We start from the raw sequence: 15,352 nt of genomic DNA, 5'->3' as shown, positions 1-15,352 counted from the left end.
TATAGCGACCATAATAAGAAATCACCTCATCACACCAGTCGTGACGCACTTCATGACCGTAGATGAGTCGGAGAAACGACATGTCCATTGTCTGCGCATCACTTAGCGCCGAAAAATCGGCCATCCGCAAAATATCGCTGCGCCTGGTGCCTTTTGTGGGCCTCATGTTCTTCATCAACTTTCTTGATCGCACGGCGATTTCTTTCGCCGGTCCTAATGGCATGACACAGGACTTGGGCCTGACCATTGCGCAGTTCGGGCTGGCATCCGGGATTTTCTTTATCGGTTATATCCTGCTGGAAATTCCGAGCAATCTCGCTTTGCACCGCTTCGGAGCCCGCAAGTGGCTGGCGCGGATCATGGTGTCCTGGGGAGTGGTGTCCTTGCTCTTCACCTGGGTTAGCAGTGTCGAAGGGTTGTACGGGCTGCGCTTGTTGCTCGGGATCGCCGAAGCTGGCTTCTTTCCCGGAGCCATCCTGTTCCTCAGCCTGTGGGTTCCTTCGCGCTACCGCAGCAAGATCCTCGCGCTGTTTTATCTGGCTCAGCCGTTGACAGTGGTCATTGGTGCGCCGCTGGCAGCCTGGTTGATCGGACATGACGGCCTGTTCGGACTGGCTGGCTGGCGCGTGATGTTTCTCGGCGTGTCACTGCCGGCGATTCTTGTCGGATTCATTGCCTGGTATTACCTGGTCGATCGTCCATCGGAAGCCAAATGGCTGAACGCTGAAGAGAAAGCCTGGTTGGTCGGTGAGCTTGAACGCGAGCATGGCGAGACTCAATCCAGTGCGGGCCATCCGGGTGTCGGACGCGCCATGCTTAATGGCCGGGTGTGGATGCTGTGCCTGATCTACTTCGGCTTCATCTACGGCCTCTACGCTTTGTCATTCTTTCTGCCGACTATCATTGGCGGCTTCCAGGCCCAGTTCGGCACCACTTTCACGGTGTTCGAAAAAGGCCTGATCACCGCGATTCCTTATTTGCCTGCCGCGGTCGCGCTGTATCTATGGTCGCGAGATGCCACCCGCAGAGGCTGTCGCACTTGGCACATTGCGCTACCGGCGCTGACCGGTGCCGTGAGTATCCCGCTCGCCCTGGCTATGGCTTCGCCGGCGGCCACGGTGGCGGTGGTAACGATTACCGCTTGTTCGATATTCGCTGCACTGCCGAACTTCTGGACCTTGCCAACTCGATTCCTCACCGGCGCTTCAGCGGCTGCCGCGGTGGCGTTGATCAATACAGTGGGCAACGTGGCAGGTTTTTCTGCTGGCTTCGTCACCGGAATGCTCAAGGAAAGTACTGGCGATTACACCGTGCCGATGTTCGTTGTCGGCGGGCTGATGCTGATGTCGGCCGTGCTTATGGTTGCTTTGGGCAGCGAGCGCCGGGCAGTTTCCGTGACGCCGCCCACCCCCACCCGTCAAGCGCTACAGGGAGAGTAAGTAATGACTCGTTTGTTTAATAAACCTTCGGCGTTTGCCAGCGAGCTGGTGCAAGGTTTCGTCGCGGTGCATGGCGATAAAGTTCGTCAGGTTCCCGGTGGCGTCGTACGTAGTACCCGCAGTGAGCCGGGCTCCGTGGCGGTGGTAATCGGCGGCGGTTCCGGTCATTACCCGGCCTTCGCCGGCCTGGTCGGCCAAGGCTTGGCTCATGCGGCGGTCATGGGCAATTTGTTTGCTTCACCGTCCGCGCAGCAGATCTACAACGTTGCGCGTGTTGCCCATAAGGGCGGCGGCGTGTTGCTGGGCTACGGCAACTACGCAGGTGACGTGCTGCACTTCGGTCTGGCCAGGGACCGTCTGCTGGCCGAGGGCATTCAGTGTGAAGTGATAGCCGTGACGGATGACATTTCCAGCGTCGGCAGCGACGAACTGCACAAGCGACGCGGTATCGCTGGCGATCTGGTGGTGTTCAAGGCCGCCTCGGCCGCGGCCGAAAGCGGATATGAGTTTTCTGAGGTGGTGCGCGTAGCGCGGCATGCGAATGCCCGAACCCGCTCACTGGGCGTGGCATTTGCGGGCTGTACGTTGCCGGGGGCGCAACACCCTTTGTTCGATGTGCCACCGGGAAAGATGGCTCTGGGCATGGGCATCCATGGCGAGCCAGGCATTGATGAGCGTCCGGTTCCCAGCGCTGATGAGCTGGCCGAATTGATGGTGGCGGCGTTGCTCAAGGACTTGCCCGAGGATATTGGCTCGGTAAATGGCCAGCGCGTGGCGGTGATCCTCAACGGTTTGGGCAGTGTGAAATACGAAGAGCTGTTCGTGGTGTACCGGTGCGTCTCTCAATTGTTGAGTGAGGCCGGCCTGCGTGTGGTCGAGCCAGAAGTCGGTGAGCTGGTGACCAGCTTTGACATGGCCGGTGTCTCACTGACGCTGTGCTGGCTGGACGAGGAACTCGAGCGATTCTGGTGCGCTCCGGTATCGACCCCGGCGTATCGAAAAGGCGCAGTGGTGTTGGCTGAAACCTTGGGCGAGTTGGCGTTTCAAGTGATCGAACCGGTGGTCATTCCGGCAGCCAGCGTCAAGTCCAGACGCTCCGCGCAGTGCGTGTTGCAGGCGCTGGAAATGGCCGAGCGCACCGTGCTGCAGCATGCCGATGAACTGGGACGGATCGATGCCATTGCGGGTGACGGTGACCACGGGATTGGCATGCAGCGCGGGGTGATGGCCGCCGTTGCCAGGGCGCGCGAGGTACAGGCACTCAAGTGTGGAGCAGGCACCTTGCTGCGTTTAGCCGCCGATGCCTGGGCTGACCAGGCGGGGGGCACATCCGGTGCCCTCTGGGGGGTGGCATTGACGGCATTGGGCACCACTCTTGGGGATCACCTGGATCCCGATACCGCGCTGGTTGCCGAAGGGGTTCGTCGGGCTAGCCAAGGGATAATGCATTTTGGCAAGGCACAGGTGGGCGACAAGACCATGGTCGATGTGCTGGTTCCATTCAGCCAGTCGCTGTGCGAATCAGCGCAGTCTGCACTGGAGCTCGGAGAGGCCTGGGGCATCGCCGCCAAAGTCGCGCAAAGAGCCGCTGCCGACACCGCTCAATTACGGCCGCGCATTGGCCGTGCACGGCCGCTCGCCGAGAAAAGCCTCGGCACACCCGACGCAGGTGCGGTTTCCCTTTCCCTGATTATCAATGCGATCGAGCCGTTGCTACGCGTCGGCCTTCGAGCTCCAAACCTTGCCGAGGAGACAGTCCATGGGTGAAAAATTACGCATTGTAATTGGTTGCGATGACGCCGGTTACGAATACAAGGAAGCCCTCAAGCGCGATCTGATGGCGAACCCGGCCGTAGCGTCGGTCGACGATATTGGCGTAGACAGCCAGAGCCATACGGCTTATCCGCTGATAGCAATAGAGGCAGCCGAAAAAGTCGCGGCAGGGCAGGCCGACCGAGCATTGCTGATTTGTGGTACTGGTCTGGGGGTGGCGATCGCCGCCAACAAAGTCCCAGGCATTCGTGCGGTAACCGCTCACGACAGTTTCTCGGTGGAGCGCGCGATCCTCAGCAACAACGCTCAGGTCCTGACATTCGGTCAACGGGTGATAGGCCTGGAACTGGCACGTCGCCTGCTCAAGGAGTGGCTGACCTATCGCTTTGACGAAAGCTCGGCATCCGCGCTCAAGGTCCAGACCCTGAATGACTATGAACGGGTCAGTGCGCGATGAATCGCCCGGCGGTAACACTCGGGGTCAGCCTGAAGATGTATTTCGGCTACCAGCGAACGCTGCAATGGTGTGCGGCGGTGGCCGAGCAGATCAAACAGCATCCTCAGGTGCGCAGTGGCGCGATTGAAGTGTTGGTGATCCCCAGTTTTCCGATGCTGGCGCCGGCGCTGGAGATTTTCCACGGCATCGCCAAGGTCGGCGCACAAGACGTATTTTGGGAGGACGAGGGGGCCTATACCGGCGAAGTCAGCCCGGCAGTGCTCAAGGAAATGGGTTGTAGCCTGGTGGAAATCGGGCATGCCGAGCGCCGGCGCTATTTCGCTGAAACATCCCGGAGCATTGCCGACAAGACGGCCGCAGCCTGGCGTAACGGTTTGACTCCGATGTTGTGTCTTGGGGAGGAGCACCACGGACGCGTCGAAGAGGCCGTTGAAGTGTGCCTGGAGCAGCTCGAGGCTTCATTGGCCAGTGCGGTGGATGCCGGGCTGCAAGGGGATTTGATTCTGGCGTATGAACCACAGTGGGCCATCGGTGCCAGCCAGCCAGCTTCTTTGGCCTACATCGGCGAGGTTTGCGCAGCTCTCGGCAAGCGGGTCGCCGAGAACGGGCTTGCCGGAACCCGGGTTATCTATGGCGGCAGCGCCGGGCCCGGCTTGCTGACCGCACTTGGCGGTAAGGTTGATGGGTTGTTCCTTGGCCGCTTTGCCCATGACCCGCTGAACTTCGCATCGATTCTCGAAGAAGCGGCGCGACAGTGCGCTGACACAGTCATCGCCAAGGAGGAGGGCAACGTATGGCAATCGGCTTGAGTACCTACTCGTTTTTCTGGCGTGCATCCGAGCGTGTGCCACGCCCCCTGGATCTGCCGATGATGCTGCAGCAGACCGCAGAGCTGGGCGCGGGGGTGTTCCAGATCTGTGATTACAAAGGTCTCGAAGCGCTCTCGCCGCGGGCCTTGCTTGAGCTCAAACACCAAGCAGATGACCTGGGCCTTATTCTCGAACTGGGTACGCGCGGGCTGGAAACCGCGCACTTACGGAAATATCTGGATATCGCCCGAACTCTTGATGTGCGCCTCCTGCGAAGCATGTTCAACAGCAACACGCACCAACCCACCCTTGACGAGGCCGTCTGGCTGTTGGAAACGGTGATGCCGAGCTTTGTCGAGCAGGACGTCAAGCTGGCATTGGAGACTTATGAGCAGGTGCCGACCAGCAGGATTATGCAGGCGATCGAACGTATCGACAGCCCTTGGTTAGGCATCTGTCTGGACCCTGGCAACTGTGTTGCAGCGCTCGAGCATCCCAAGGATGTGATCGACATGACCGCCAGCCGTGTGCTGAACCTGCACGTCAAGGACTTCAGCTTTTCCCGACGCGACGGTTGGGTGGGGTTCACCTTTGCTGGCTGCCCGATGGGGAAAGGCCTGCTGGATTACGACTACATGCGCGGCAAGGTCCAGCCCGACCACAAGCACATCAACCAGATCATCGAACACTGGCTTCCCTGGCAACTCGACGCGGCGTCTACCTGCGCCATGGAAGACCAATGGACGCGACACAACCTGAACTACCTGAATGCCAAGCAAAGCGAGGAATAACCCATGACATACGAACTGAAAAAAATTGCCATTGTGGGCGCCGGCGGGAAGATGGGCATGCGCATTTCCAACAACCTGCAGCACAGCCGTTACAACGTGGCGTACTGCGAAAACTCGCCCCGGGCGCGTGAACAAATCATCGCCGCCGGTCGTGAGCTGGCGGTCACCGATGAGGTGGTGGCTCACGCCGATGTGGTGATTCTTGCGGTGCCCGACGTGGCACTGGAAACTGTCTCCGGGTTTGTAGTGCCGCAGATGAAAAACGGTGCGATTCTGCTGACCCTCGACCCTGCTGCCTCTTACGCCGGGCTGCTGGCGCAGCGTGACGGCATTCACCAGGCAGTCGCTCACCCCTGTCACCCGTCTGTGTTTCTTGAGCGAACCACCAAGGAAGAGTACGCCGATGCTTTCGGTGGCAACGCAGCTATTCAAGATGTTTGCGCAGCTTTTGAGAGCGGTAACGACAAGCAGCGTTCAGAACTGGCCGAGATCATTGGCGTGATGTACGGCCCGGTGGGGGAGGTGCACTGGGTCACTGTCAAACAACTGGCCTATCTGGAACCGACGTTGGTGGAAACCGTGGCCTGCATGGTCGGCAGCTTCATGAAAGAAGCGCTGGATGAAACCATCAACCGCATCGGTGTGCCTGAAGCGGCAGCCAAGGCGATGCTTTACGGTCATATCCAGATTGCCCTGGCAGTGGCATTCCGCAGTACCAACCCGTTCTCCGATGCTTGCCTGATTGCTATCGACTATGGTCGTGAGCAAATCATCAAACCGGATTGGAAGAAAATTTTCGATGAGAAGGAGCTGGACCTGATCATTGCCCGCATGCTCAAGATCGATGCGGTGCGTAAAGCCGACGCTGCCTGATTCAAGCGCATACTCAGCGACGTTCAGCGCTCGGCGGTTAATACCCCGGGCGTTTTTTTTGACCGGACCGATATCAACAGAGGTATCTATGCAGGACTGCACACCATTGCGCGGGGCTTTGATTGGCTGTGGTTTTTTTGCCCTCAATCAACTGCGTGCCTGGCAGGCGCAGCAGGGCGTTGCGATCGTCGCGCTGTGTGACAGCGATCCCCGGCGGCTGACCGCTTTTGCCGAGTATCAGCCAGATGCAGCGCTGTTCACTGACGCGCAAATAATGCTCGATGAACTGCAACTTGATTTCGTTGACATTGCCACGCCCACTGTAGCCCATAAACCGCTGGTGTTGATGGCGGCGCAGGCCGGGCTTCAGGTGATCTGTCAGAAGCCCTTTGCGGCGACTCTGGAGGACGCCCGACTAATGATTGATGCCTGTGCAGAGCGTGGGGTGAGTTTGACCGTGCATGAAAATTTTCGCTGGCAAGCCGCCATCCGGGCGACCATCGAACAGCTGCGCACGGGCAGCATCGGCACGCCCTTTTTCGGACGTGTAAGTTTTCGCAGCGGCTTCGATGTGTATCGTTTACAGCCCTACCTGGCCAAGACCCCGCGTTTTATCATCGATGACTTGGGCGTGCACGTGCTCGATGTGGCCCGGGCATTATTTGGCGATGTCAGTCGCTTGACGTGTGAAACCCGGCGGGTGAACCCGGCAATCCTTGGCGAAGATGTCGCCACGGTGATGCTGGCCCATGATTCGGGGGTTACCAGCGTGGTGGATTTCAGCTACGCCACCCGGTTGCACAAGGACCCGTTTCCACAAACCTTGCTGGAGATCGATGGGGATGCTGGATCGTTACGGTTGCTGGCCGATTTTCGATTGCAGGTGCATGACATGCAGGGGGGGCTGAGGGAGGTTGATGTGTCCCCGCAGGTACCGGCCTGGAGCGAGGCGCCATGGTCGGCTATTCAGCAGAGTGTATTGAGTCTGCAGAACCAATGGCTGGACCATCAACGCGCAGGCACGGCATGCGAGACCAGCGGTACGGACAATTACAATACTCAGGCGCTGGTCGAGGCGGCTTACCAATCAGCTGAAACCGGCACCACCGTCAAACCCCGACGCTGGAAATGACGCCGTGAGCGCCGTGGGCGGGTAAACCTCACGGCGTATTCACATCGGCGACAGACGTTACTGCATACCGAAACCACCCTCGCGTACCTGATGGCTGTTGTCCTTGGACACCAGCACACAATCTACGGATTGTTTTTCCGGTTTGTCGGTTTTACCGGTCCGTAGATATTGGTCGGCCTGCTCCATGGCCATTGCTGCCATTTTTGTTGCTTGCTGCAAGCCGGTGGCGGCGATCGGACCTGCGCCAGCAATCTGCCGCACCACGTCGGGGTTGCCGTCGATACCGACCACAATCACCTTGTCGTTGCCCGCGTTTTTCAAGGCCGCGGCTGCGCCAAGGGCCATGGTGTCGTTGCCAGCAAGTACTCCCACAATGTTCGGGTTGGCCTGAATGATCGACTGCATCACGTTATAGCCCTGGGTCTGGTCCCAGTTGGCCGATTGTTGCGCGACCATCTTCATATCGGGAATCTGGTCCAGCACCCGATGAAAACCTTCGGAGCGCACGTGGGCGTTGACGTCGGAAGTGCGCCCGGTCAATTCGACGTACTCGCCTTTAAAACCGACCTGCTCGGCGAAAAACTCAGCCACGGAGGTTGCACACTGAGAGTTGTTGGAGACGATTTGTGCCGTTGCGATGCCATTGGCGTTGACTTCGCGGTCGATCAGAAAGGTAGGTATTCCTGCTTCTTTAGCCCGTTTCACCGCAGCGATGGACGAATCCGAGCCGGCATTGTCGAGGATGATGGCGCTGGCGTAATCACCGATCGCGGTCTGTACCAGGCGTAATTGAATGTCTGGGTCGTCCTGATGCACCAGTGCGTTGGTGCGGTAACCGAGCTTCTTGGCTGCGGCTTGTGCGGTGTCGGACTCGGCCTTGTAAAAGGCGTTGCTGTGCGACGGCGTGATAATCACGATCAAATGATCGGAAGGTTTGAATTCAACCGCCAGGGCACTGGTTGCATAAAGGGCCGTCGACAGTGCGGCCAGCGAGAACAGATGCTCAGAGAAGCTCTTTTTCATTGTTGTTGCCATCCCTTGAAAATCAAGCATTAGAGACTGTCGAACCCTGTGTTTCCTGGGCCTTGGCCTCGCGTTCGGCGCTGGATTTCTCGACGCGCCGCTGCAATTGGTCAACCACTACCGCCAGCACGATGACCGCACCTGTGATCACCGTTTGCCAGAAATCGGAAATACCCACCAGCACCATGCCGTTGCTCAGAACCCCAAGCACAAAGGCGCCAATAATGGTGCCGCCGATGGTGCCCACACCACCGAACAACGACGCTCCGCCAAGCACCACCACGGCGATAGCATTCAGTTCGTAAGACGTCGCAATTGCCGGGTTGGCGGCTCCCAGGCGTGAGGCGATGATCAGCCCGGCCAAGGCAGCACAGAATCCGGAAATAGCGTAGGTACCCAGCTTCACCCGATTGACACGAACGCCCGACAGTTCGGCTGCGCGCTCATTGCCGCCAATGGCGTACACCTGACGGCCGAACACTGTCTTGCGGCAGATATAGACTGCCACCAGCGTCAGGATGATCATCAGCCAGATGGACACCGGGACCGAGAGTATGCGTGCGGTTCCCAGCAGCAGAAAACCTGTGTTGTTGAGTTCGGCTTGCCCGCCCAGATCACCATAAGTTGCGCCTCCGGATACCAGTTGAGCTGCGCCGCGAGCCATGTACAGCATGCCCAGCGTCATGATGAACGGGGTAACCTTGAGGCGCGTGATAAACCAGCCGTTAATGGCTCCGACCAAAGTCCCCACGGCCAATGTCACCATGCAGATTACCGGGATGCTGCCAAACACCGAGACTCCCAGCCAGGGCAACTGCAGGCCTTCGGCAATCAGGTAGCCGGCAATCATGGCGGCGAGGCCTGCGATGGCACCCACTGACAGGTCTATCCCCGCAGCCAGAATCACGAAGGTCATGCCGATTCCGAGAATCGCGAACACCGCGACTTGTTCCGCGACAATGACGAGGTTGCGTGCCGAGAGAAATGAAGGCGCGATGCTGGAAAAGAGAATGACCAGCAGCATCAGGGCGAGATAGGCCCGCATTTTCAACAGCAATAGCGGCAAGCTGCGTGCGTTTATGGACGGGGTCTTGCGGGTGGGCAATGACATTGATTCAGCCATCATGCGTGTTCCTTGTGAAGGTGCGTGGCCCCGTGCGGGTCTTTGCGAATGACTTGCGAGCAAGCCACCAGGCTGGCCTCGGACAGTTGCTGGCGCGGCAGATTGGCGGTAATCCGGCCCTGACACATCACCAGCACCCGATCGGCACCGCCGAGAATTTCCTTGAGATCACTGGAGGCGTACAAAATGGTCAGTCCATTGCGGGCCAGGCGATCGAGCACCTCGAATAATTCGCGTCGGGCCTTGATGTCGATGCCGCGAGTCGGCTCATCCAGGAGCAATATGTGCGGATCCGTCAGCAGGTTTTTGCCCACCACGACTTTTTGCTGGTTACCGCCGGACAGTGACGAGATGGCGACGCCTGCATGTTCAGTCTTGATATGCAGCTCGCGGATGATTCGTGATACGTCGGCGTCCATGGCGGGTGTCGCGAGGCCATACAGACGCTGGTAACGGTTGAGGTTAGGCAGCAGCAAGTTGTCGCGAACCGACGCCCCGGTAACTAGCCCAAGCTTTTGCCGGTCTTCGGGCACCAGGGCGATCCCAGCCTGGATACGTGCGGCGATGTCCTGACGCAAGGGTACGTGCTGTCCGTTGATGTGTATTTCGCCGCCAATGGCTTTACGTAGGCCAATGAGTGTCTCGAACAACTCGGTTCGGCCGGCACCCATCAGCCCATAGAAAGCCACTATTTCTCCGCGCTTGACGCTAAAAGAGACTTTGTTCAGCAACAGCGAACCGCGCTCGCTGGCCACGTCGAGGTCGACGACCCTGAGCGCCTGCGGTGCGTTTTCGTGCACAGAGGGTTCGGCACCGGCGCGCAGCTCAGTGGTCATCTGCTGGCCAATCATCTGTTCCACCAGCCAGCCCACTGTCACGGTGCCTTTAAGGCCGGTGCCGACCAGGTTGCCGTCACGCAGAACGGTGAAGTAGTCGCCAATTTCGATCAGCTCTTCAAGCCGATGCGAGATGTATATGATCGACACCCCTTGCTGCTTCAATTCAGCGATCAGCAAAAAGAGGATTTCCACTTCCGCTTCGCTCAATGAAGAGGTGGGCTCATCAAGGATCAGCACGCGTACGTCACTGACCAGCACTTTGGCGATTTCGACAATTTGCCGTTTACCGATACTCAGGTCCTGTACCAGTGTGTCGACATCGATCTCCTGGCCCATTCGCAACAGCGTGGTGCGGGCCAGTTCGCGCTGTTGGTGGTGGCGTACGTTGCCGAAGCGGCCGCGCAGTTCCTTGCCGATGAACATATTCTCGGCAACGCTGAGGTTTGGGCACAGGTTCAGCTCCTGATGGACGATGCCAATGCCCAAGGCCATGGCTTGCCGGGGGGTGCTTAGGGTCAGCTCGTCGTCGCCGCTGAACAGCTGGCCGGAGGTGGGCTGCTCGATACCCGCAAGAATCTTCATCAGCGTCGATTTGCCTGCGCCGTTTTCGCCGATCAGGACATTGACGCTGGCGTGCACCACATCGAAGTCCACGCCCTTGAGGGCCGTAGTGCCCTGGTACACCTTGCTGATATTGCGCGCCCGCATTGACAACGGTGCGCGGGCAGGGGGGAGTGGCCCAGCCGCTTGCAGATCGTTGGTCATGCCTTACTCCTCCACCGTCAGGCTGATTGGCAGAATTCGGATGGTGGCGGGTGATTGCAGGTTAAACACCCCAGTGAACTCGATGGTCTTGCCTTTCAGTTCCGCTGCCGGCGCAGCGGCGTAAGCCTGAGCCAACGCTTTTCGGTTCAAGGCGGCGGCCACATCGGCGTACTGGGTCTGATTGGTGAAGTTGTTCAGAGACATGTTGGTTGCCACATCGCGTAGCGTGGTGCTGATGACCAGAGGTCCTGCGAGTAGCTGGATTTTTACGGATGCAGGCACCGACCCGGCGGGCAGTTCCAGCTCCAGAAGTCCCATGGGAGACTTGACGTTGACTTCACTGACCTTGGCGCGGGCGCTGACGATAAAGTTCTTTGCCTGACCGTCGTGGGGCACCGAGTAGTCCAAGGCTGCCTGGGCGGGGTTCTGGTTGATGGCGGTAAGCAATTGGGTGAGGTCAACGGTACGTTCAGCCACGACCGTTTCGACATCTCCCACCCATTGTTGAGTGACAAACTGGTTGGCGTCGAAGTTGGAGAGGGCGAATGTCTGGTTCTGTCCCTCGGCGTTGGCCGCGCGAACGTTGTTCAGAGCGACCTTGCCCGTCACCGGGTCGAGTTTGCGGATGCTTATTAACGGACCGTTGAGCGCCGATAACCCAAGTAGGACGGCACAGATTCCTCCTGTAAGAAAGAGGGCTGGCTGGCCGCGCGAAGAAAGGGGCTGACTTTTTCCAGACGACACTAAGCTCATGCAGATCTCCTCGCCTCGGGGCGATTTTTTTGTACTTGTCAGGAGGTTCTATGGTCACTATATATCATCATCATACCAATGGTGATAGCCTCTTTTCATCACCCAAGGTCATTCGGTAAAGCTCGCCGTTTACCAGGTGCCCATCCAATAAAAACACCGGAGCGCGTGTTTATGACGGCAGAAATCTCCCTTCCCCAGCGCCTTTATGGGACCGATCAGGCTGTTACTGCTGCGTTATCGGTGACCGTCGGGTCACTGGCGTTTCGCGTGGAAGGGCAGCAGCTACGCACGCTTCGGGTCAGTGGCTTCGAGGTCTTGCGCAGTGTTGGACTGGTAATCCGCGATGAATTTTGGGGGACTTACTCACTGCAGCAGCACTCGTGTGAGATCCAGGCAGATGACCGGCTCTGGCGACAAGTGAGCGAGGGGGTGGTGACTCCTGAAGGCCAAGAGCCTGTGCTGGACTGGTCGCTGGACATGCGCGTGGCCGAACGAGAAGTGTCAGTCAGTGTGCGGTTGCAGGCCCGCAGCGCGTTCACCACTTGCAGGGCGGGTTTGATGGTATTGCATCCGCTCAAGGGCGTGGTGGCGATGCCGGTCCATGTGACCCACAGTGACGGGCAGACCCAGCAGGGCGCGTTTCCCGATCTGATAGCCCCGATCCAACCTTTCTTCGACATCAGGCGTCTGGTTCACTCGCCAATGCCGGGCTTGAGCCTTGAATGGAGCTTTAGTGGTGATGTGTTCGAAATGGAAGATCAGCGCAACTGGTCCGATGCTTCATTCAAAACCTACAACCGCCCGCTGGCATGGCCTTGCCCTTATATCCTGGACGCGGGGGAAACGGTGGAGCAGTGCATCAGCGTGAAGTTGATCGGGCAAGCGCAGGTGCATTCATGAACACAGTAAGCATCCAATACGCCGGGCCAGCGTTGCTTGGGTTTCCAGCTTTGGGCCAAGGGCTTTGGGTGGATCGTTTAAATGACGGCGCCGAAGCTTTGGAAATCATTGATTGGTTGCAGAGCGCACACCTGGAGTTGCTGGTGGACCTGCGCAACGACGGTGCGTTCGATCGACTGGAGCAGGCGCTGCGCGTGTGTGCAAGCAGCGAAACCGACATTTGGCTTCTGGTGGTGGTTGATGACGCGCAACCTCACGCTCAGCTTCGACAATTGGCGGGGCTAATCAATGAGCGGTTTGTTATACGCGGTGTATTGGTTACACCCGCCGCGTATTTGGAAAGCTATCAGCCCGACGGCATATGGCCTTGCGGTATGACGCCTGTAGAGGTCGCACAACTGGCTCGCGAATATGTGCCGCAGGTGATGATCGGTGCAGGAGTGCCCACGTTTTTCACCGAACTCAATCGATGCCGACCCACCCCGGGCAGCTTCGATTACTTGACACACGCCACGTCGCCGATTGTGCATGCGGCAGACGACGCGTCTATCGTCGAGTCGCTGCAAGCCTTGCCAGATGTGTTTCGTTCTGGAAGAGCACTGGCTGACGGCAAACCTTATCGCCTCACCACTAGCGCTGTCGGCGCATGGCGCAACCCCTATGGTGGGCAACTCACGCCGAACCCCCAGCGCGAGAGACTGACCCTCAGTGATCAGGACCCGCGTCAACGGGGGTTGCTTGCAGCCGTCTGGACACTGGCGCACTACCACGCGGCCCAATGCAGCGGCGTTGACGCGATCGCTTTGTGGGCGGTAAATGAACCCTTCAGCGTGGCGTCGGCGCAACACTATTGGCCGGTTTTTCATGTGATCAAAGGCTTGTCGCTGGCGCGCGGGAGATCGGCATTGGTATTCGAAACGTCATCGCCGGACATCGTTGCGCTAGGATGGTCCGAGGATGGCGGTGAAAGCGTCAGACTGTGGTTGGGCAATCTCAGTTGCGAATTGCAAACCTTCGAGATAATCGGTGCAGAGGTGACAGGTTGCACGGTGCTGGATCAGGATAGTTATGTTACGGCGTTGTCAGACCCGCAGTTCATGCAACCCGCGCGGGAATCGCCGGTGCCTACGCTCAAGGCTTGGGCGGTGGCGGTCATCGACTGCCGCTTGACTGTTGAGCCGGCATTATAATCGCGCTACCTTTGCCGACTTTTTAAGCATCCTACGGAGACATATTCGTTAATGTCAGAGATCAAGAAACGCCTGATTCAACGTAAGAAGCTTTCTGACATTGTCTTTGAGCAACTGATCGACCTCATTGAGGAAGAGGGCCTTCAACCCGGCGACCAGATGCCTGCCGAGCGCGAATTAATGGAAACCTTTGGTGTGGGGCGGCCCGTTGTTCGCGAAGCTATGCAGCGTCTGGCGGGCATGGGCATGATCACTATCCAGCACGGTGAGCGGGCCAAGGTCGGACAGGTGGACATGAATTCCATGATCGGCCAGATCGATCTGGCTGCACGTCATCTGCTGTCCAGTTCTGCGAAGAATGTCGACCACCTGCGCCAGGCTCGCACGTTCTTCGAGACCGGCCTGGTCAAGATTGCCGCACAGAAGGCCACAACCGCAGACGTGGCAAGGCTGGAAGTGGTGCTGGAGAAAATGCGCAAAGGTCTCAAAACCGATGAGTTCATCCCGGCCGACATGGAGTTCCACAGCGAGATTGCGCGCATTTCCGGTAATCCAATCTATGTTGCCATCTCACGCGCCATCCTCGAGTGGATGGCCGATTACCGGGAAGACATGCTGCGCTTCAAGGGTCGGGAGATGACCGTCAAGGAACACGAAGTGATTCTGGGCTTTATTAAGGCCAACGATCCTTCAGGCGCGGAGAAGGCGATGCACGATCATTTGGTCGAGCGGGGCGAGGAGTGAGGCTTCTTTGATCGGGCTTCGCCTTTTAGTCATTGAACTGCAGTGCTCTGATGATTCCGGACAGTCGCTCAGGTTTATTGGCCGGAGTAATTGACTCGGCGGCACTGCGACGCCGCTGATCTCCCGCGGCTCATACACCTTGTGATTCAAGCCGGTAGGCGGAATTGCTTGCGTAAGGTCTTGTCGAAGATCCCTGCGGGGGCAAAGCGGCGCAAAAGACTGATTTGTTGAGCTGTCTTTCCGGCAGTGTAGCGATGGCGAGGGCGGACATCAGTCGCCGCTTTCACGACTACCGCGGCCACCACTTCCGGAGGGTCGGCTTTAGGCATTACCTCGGCTAGCAGGGCCCTGAACCCGAGTCGAGCCTGATCGTATTGCTTCAACTGCGAGTCCGGTTCAATGCCGTTTTGATCGAAGACAGTACGCACGAATGCGGGCTCGATGACCGAGACGCGAATACCGAAGGCACGCACCTCATGATCAAGAGATTCTGAATAGCCTTCTATCGCGTGCTTGACCGCCGAATAATGGGCGGAGTAGGGCGCAGGTACCAACCCTAGAATCGATCCCATATTGATGATGCGTCCCTGACCACGTTGCCGCATCTGATACAACGGATGGGGCGACATTGATTGTGATCATAATCTAAGTTGCGTTCCTCATGCTGCGTCAGCGATGAGCGGTATTGGGAGGGGTAGTGTTACAAACAAAATGAGCAGAACCGCGACAGCCAGGACGTTG

At 58.3% G+C, this 15,352-nt stretch carries 14 protein-coding genes and 1 pseudogene; 10 read left to right on the top strand and 5 right to left on the bottom strand.

The annotated features are described in order from the left end of the window. Nucleotides 1–80: 80 nt before the first annotated feature. From V6L79_RS15705 to V6L79_RS15675, 7 genes are all read left to right on the top strand, one after another. Entirely contained in the window at nucleotides 81–1,439 is a 1,359-nt protein-coding gene (locus V6L79_RS15705) for an MFS transporter (protein ID WP_261738307.1), read from the top strand. 3 nt (nucleotides 1,440–1,442) lie between these two features. Further along, nucleotides 1,443–3,206 carry a dihydroxyacetone kinase family protein gene (locus V6L79_RS15700; protein WP_338579139.1) on the top strand — a complete coding sequence of 588 codons (1,764 nt, stop codon included), beginning with the start codon at nucleotides 1,443–1,445 and terminating at the stop codon, nucleotides 3,204–3,206. Beyond that, a complete protein-coding gene (locus V6L79_RS15695) occupies nucleotides 3,199–3,669 on the top strand; it encodes a ribose-5-phosphate isomerase (protein WP_338579138.1) in 471 nt (156 codons plus the stop codon). The genes V6L79_RS15700 and V6L79_RS15695 overlap by 8 nt, the downstream gene beginning before the upstream one ends. After that, nucleotides 3,666–4,478: a triose-phosphate isomerase family protein gene (locus V6L79_RS15690; RefSeq protein WP_338579137.1), complete on the top strand. Its 813-nt coding sequence runs from the start codon at nucleotides 3,666–3,668 to the stop codon at nucleotides 4,476–4,478. Before V6L79_RS15695 ends, V6L79_RS15690 begins: the two co-directional genes overlap by 4 nt. Beyond that, nucleotides 4,463–5,269 carry a TIM barrel protein gene (locus V6L79_RS15685; RefSeq protein ID WP_338579136.1) on the top strand — a complete coding sequence of 269 codons (807 nt, stop codon included), beginning with the start codon at nucleotides 4,463–4,465 and terminating at the stop codon, nucleotides 5,267–5,269. The genes V6L79_RS15690 and V6L79_RS15685 overlap by 16 nt, the downstream gene beginning before the upstream one ends. A 3-nt stretch (nucleotides 5,270–5,272) precedes the next feature. Beyond that, nucleotides 5,273–6,142, top strand: a complete 870-nt coding sequence (locus tag V6L79_RS15680; RefSeq protein ID WP_338579135.1) for a phosphogluconate dehydrogenase C-terminal domain-containing protein — start codon at nucleotides 5,273–5,275, stop codon at nucleotides 6,140–6,142. Nucleotides 6,143–6,230: 88 nt separating this feature from the next. Beyond that, complete coding sequence (locus tag V6L79_RS15675; RefSeq protein ID WP_261738301.1) at nucleotides 6,231–7,274, top strand: Gfo/Idh/MocA family protein; 1,044 nt, start codon at nucleotides 6,231–6,233, stop codon at nucleotides 7,272–7,274. A gap of 57 nt (nucleotides 7,275–7,331) precedes the next feature. Here V6L79_RS15675 and V6L79_RS15670 read toward each other — a convergent pair whose 3' ends face one another. From V6L79_RS15670 to V6L79_RS15655, 4 genes are read right to left on the bottom strand one after another with little or no spacing between them, the layout of a single operon-like run. After that, complete coding sequence (locus V6L79_RS15670) at nucleotides 7,332–8,297, bottom strand: D-ribose ABC transporter substrate-binding protein (protein ID WP_338579134.1); 966 nt, start codon at nucleotides 8,295–8,297, stop codon at nucleotides 7,332–7,334. Between the two features lie 22 nt (nucleotides 8,298–8,319). Further along, complete coding sequence (locus V6L79_RS15665) at nucleotides 8,320–9,423, bottom strand: ABC transporter permease (protein ID WP_338579133.1); 1,104 nt, start codon at nucleotides 9,421–9,423, stop codon at nucleotides 8,320–8,322. After that, nucleotides 9,420–11,024 (bottom strand): sugar ABC transporter ATP-binding protein, encoded by a 1,605-nt coding sequence (locus tag V6L79_RS15660; RefSeq protein WP_321833154.1) that lies wholly within the window; start codon nucleotides 11,022–11,024, stop codon nucleotides 9,420–9,422. The genes V6L79_RS15665 and V6L79_RS15660 overlap by 4 nt, the downstream gene beginning before the upstream one ends. 3 nt (nucleotides 11,025–11,027) lie before the next feature. Next, nucleotides 11,028–11,777 (bottom strand): DUF2291 family protein, encoded by a 750-nt coding sequence (locus tag V6L79_RS15655; protein ID WP_338579132.1) that lies wholly within the window; start codon nucleotides 11,775–11,777, stop codon nucleotides 11,028–11,030. Between the two features lie 171 nt (nucleotides 11,778–11,948). Between V6L79_RS15655 and V6L79_RS15650 the strand changes: the two genes are divergently transcribed. Genes V6L79_RS15650 through nanR form a run of 3 tightly spaced genes read left to right on the top strand, consistent with a single transcriptional unit; the run spans nucleotide 11,949 to nucleotide 14,611 of the window. Continuing rightward, a complete protein-coding gene (locus tag V6L79_RS15650) occupies nucleotides 11,949–12,677 on the top strand; it encodes a hypothetical protein (protein ID WP_338579131.1) in 729 nt (242 codons plus the stop codon). Continuing rightward, nucleotides 12,674–13,867, top strand: a complete 1,194-nt coding sequence (locus V6L79_RS15645; protein WP_338579130.1) for a hypothetical protein — start codon at nucleotides 12,674–12,676, stop codon at nucleotides 13,865–13,867. The genes V6L79_RS15650 and V6L79_RS15645 overlap by 4 nt, the downstream gene beginning before the upstream one ends. A gap of 51 nt (nucleotides 13,868–13,918) precedes the next feature. After that, complete coding sequence (gene nanR / locus V6L79_RS15640; protein ID WP_261738294.1) at nucleotides 13,919–14,611, top strand: transcriptional regulator NanR; 693 nt, start codon at nucleotides 13,919–13,921, stop codon at nucleotides 14,609–14,611. Between the two features lie 146 nt (nucleotides 14,612–14,757). Here nanR and V6L79_RS15635 read toward each other — a convergent pair. Next, a pseudogene (locus V6L79_RS15635) lies at nucleotides 14,758–15,225 on the bottom strand (SDR family NAD(P)-dependent oxidoreductase); the annotation flags it as partial. Nucleotides 15,226–15,352 lie beyond the last annotated feature (127 nt).

The sequence above is a fragment of the Pseudomonas sp. ML2-2023-6 genome (assembly GCF_037055265.1).
Taxonomy (GTDB): domain Bacteria; phylum Pseudomonadota; class Gammaproteobacteria; order Pseudomonadales; family Pseudomonadaceae; genus Aquipseudomonas; species Aquipseudomonas kulmbachensis.
The sequence above is the reverse complement of the archived record's forward strand: the minus strand, read 5'-3'. Positions and strand labels throughout refer to the sequence as shown.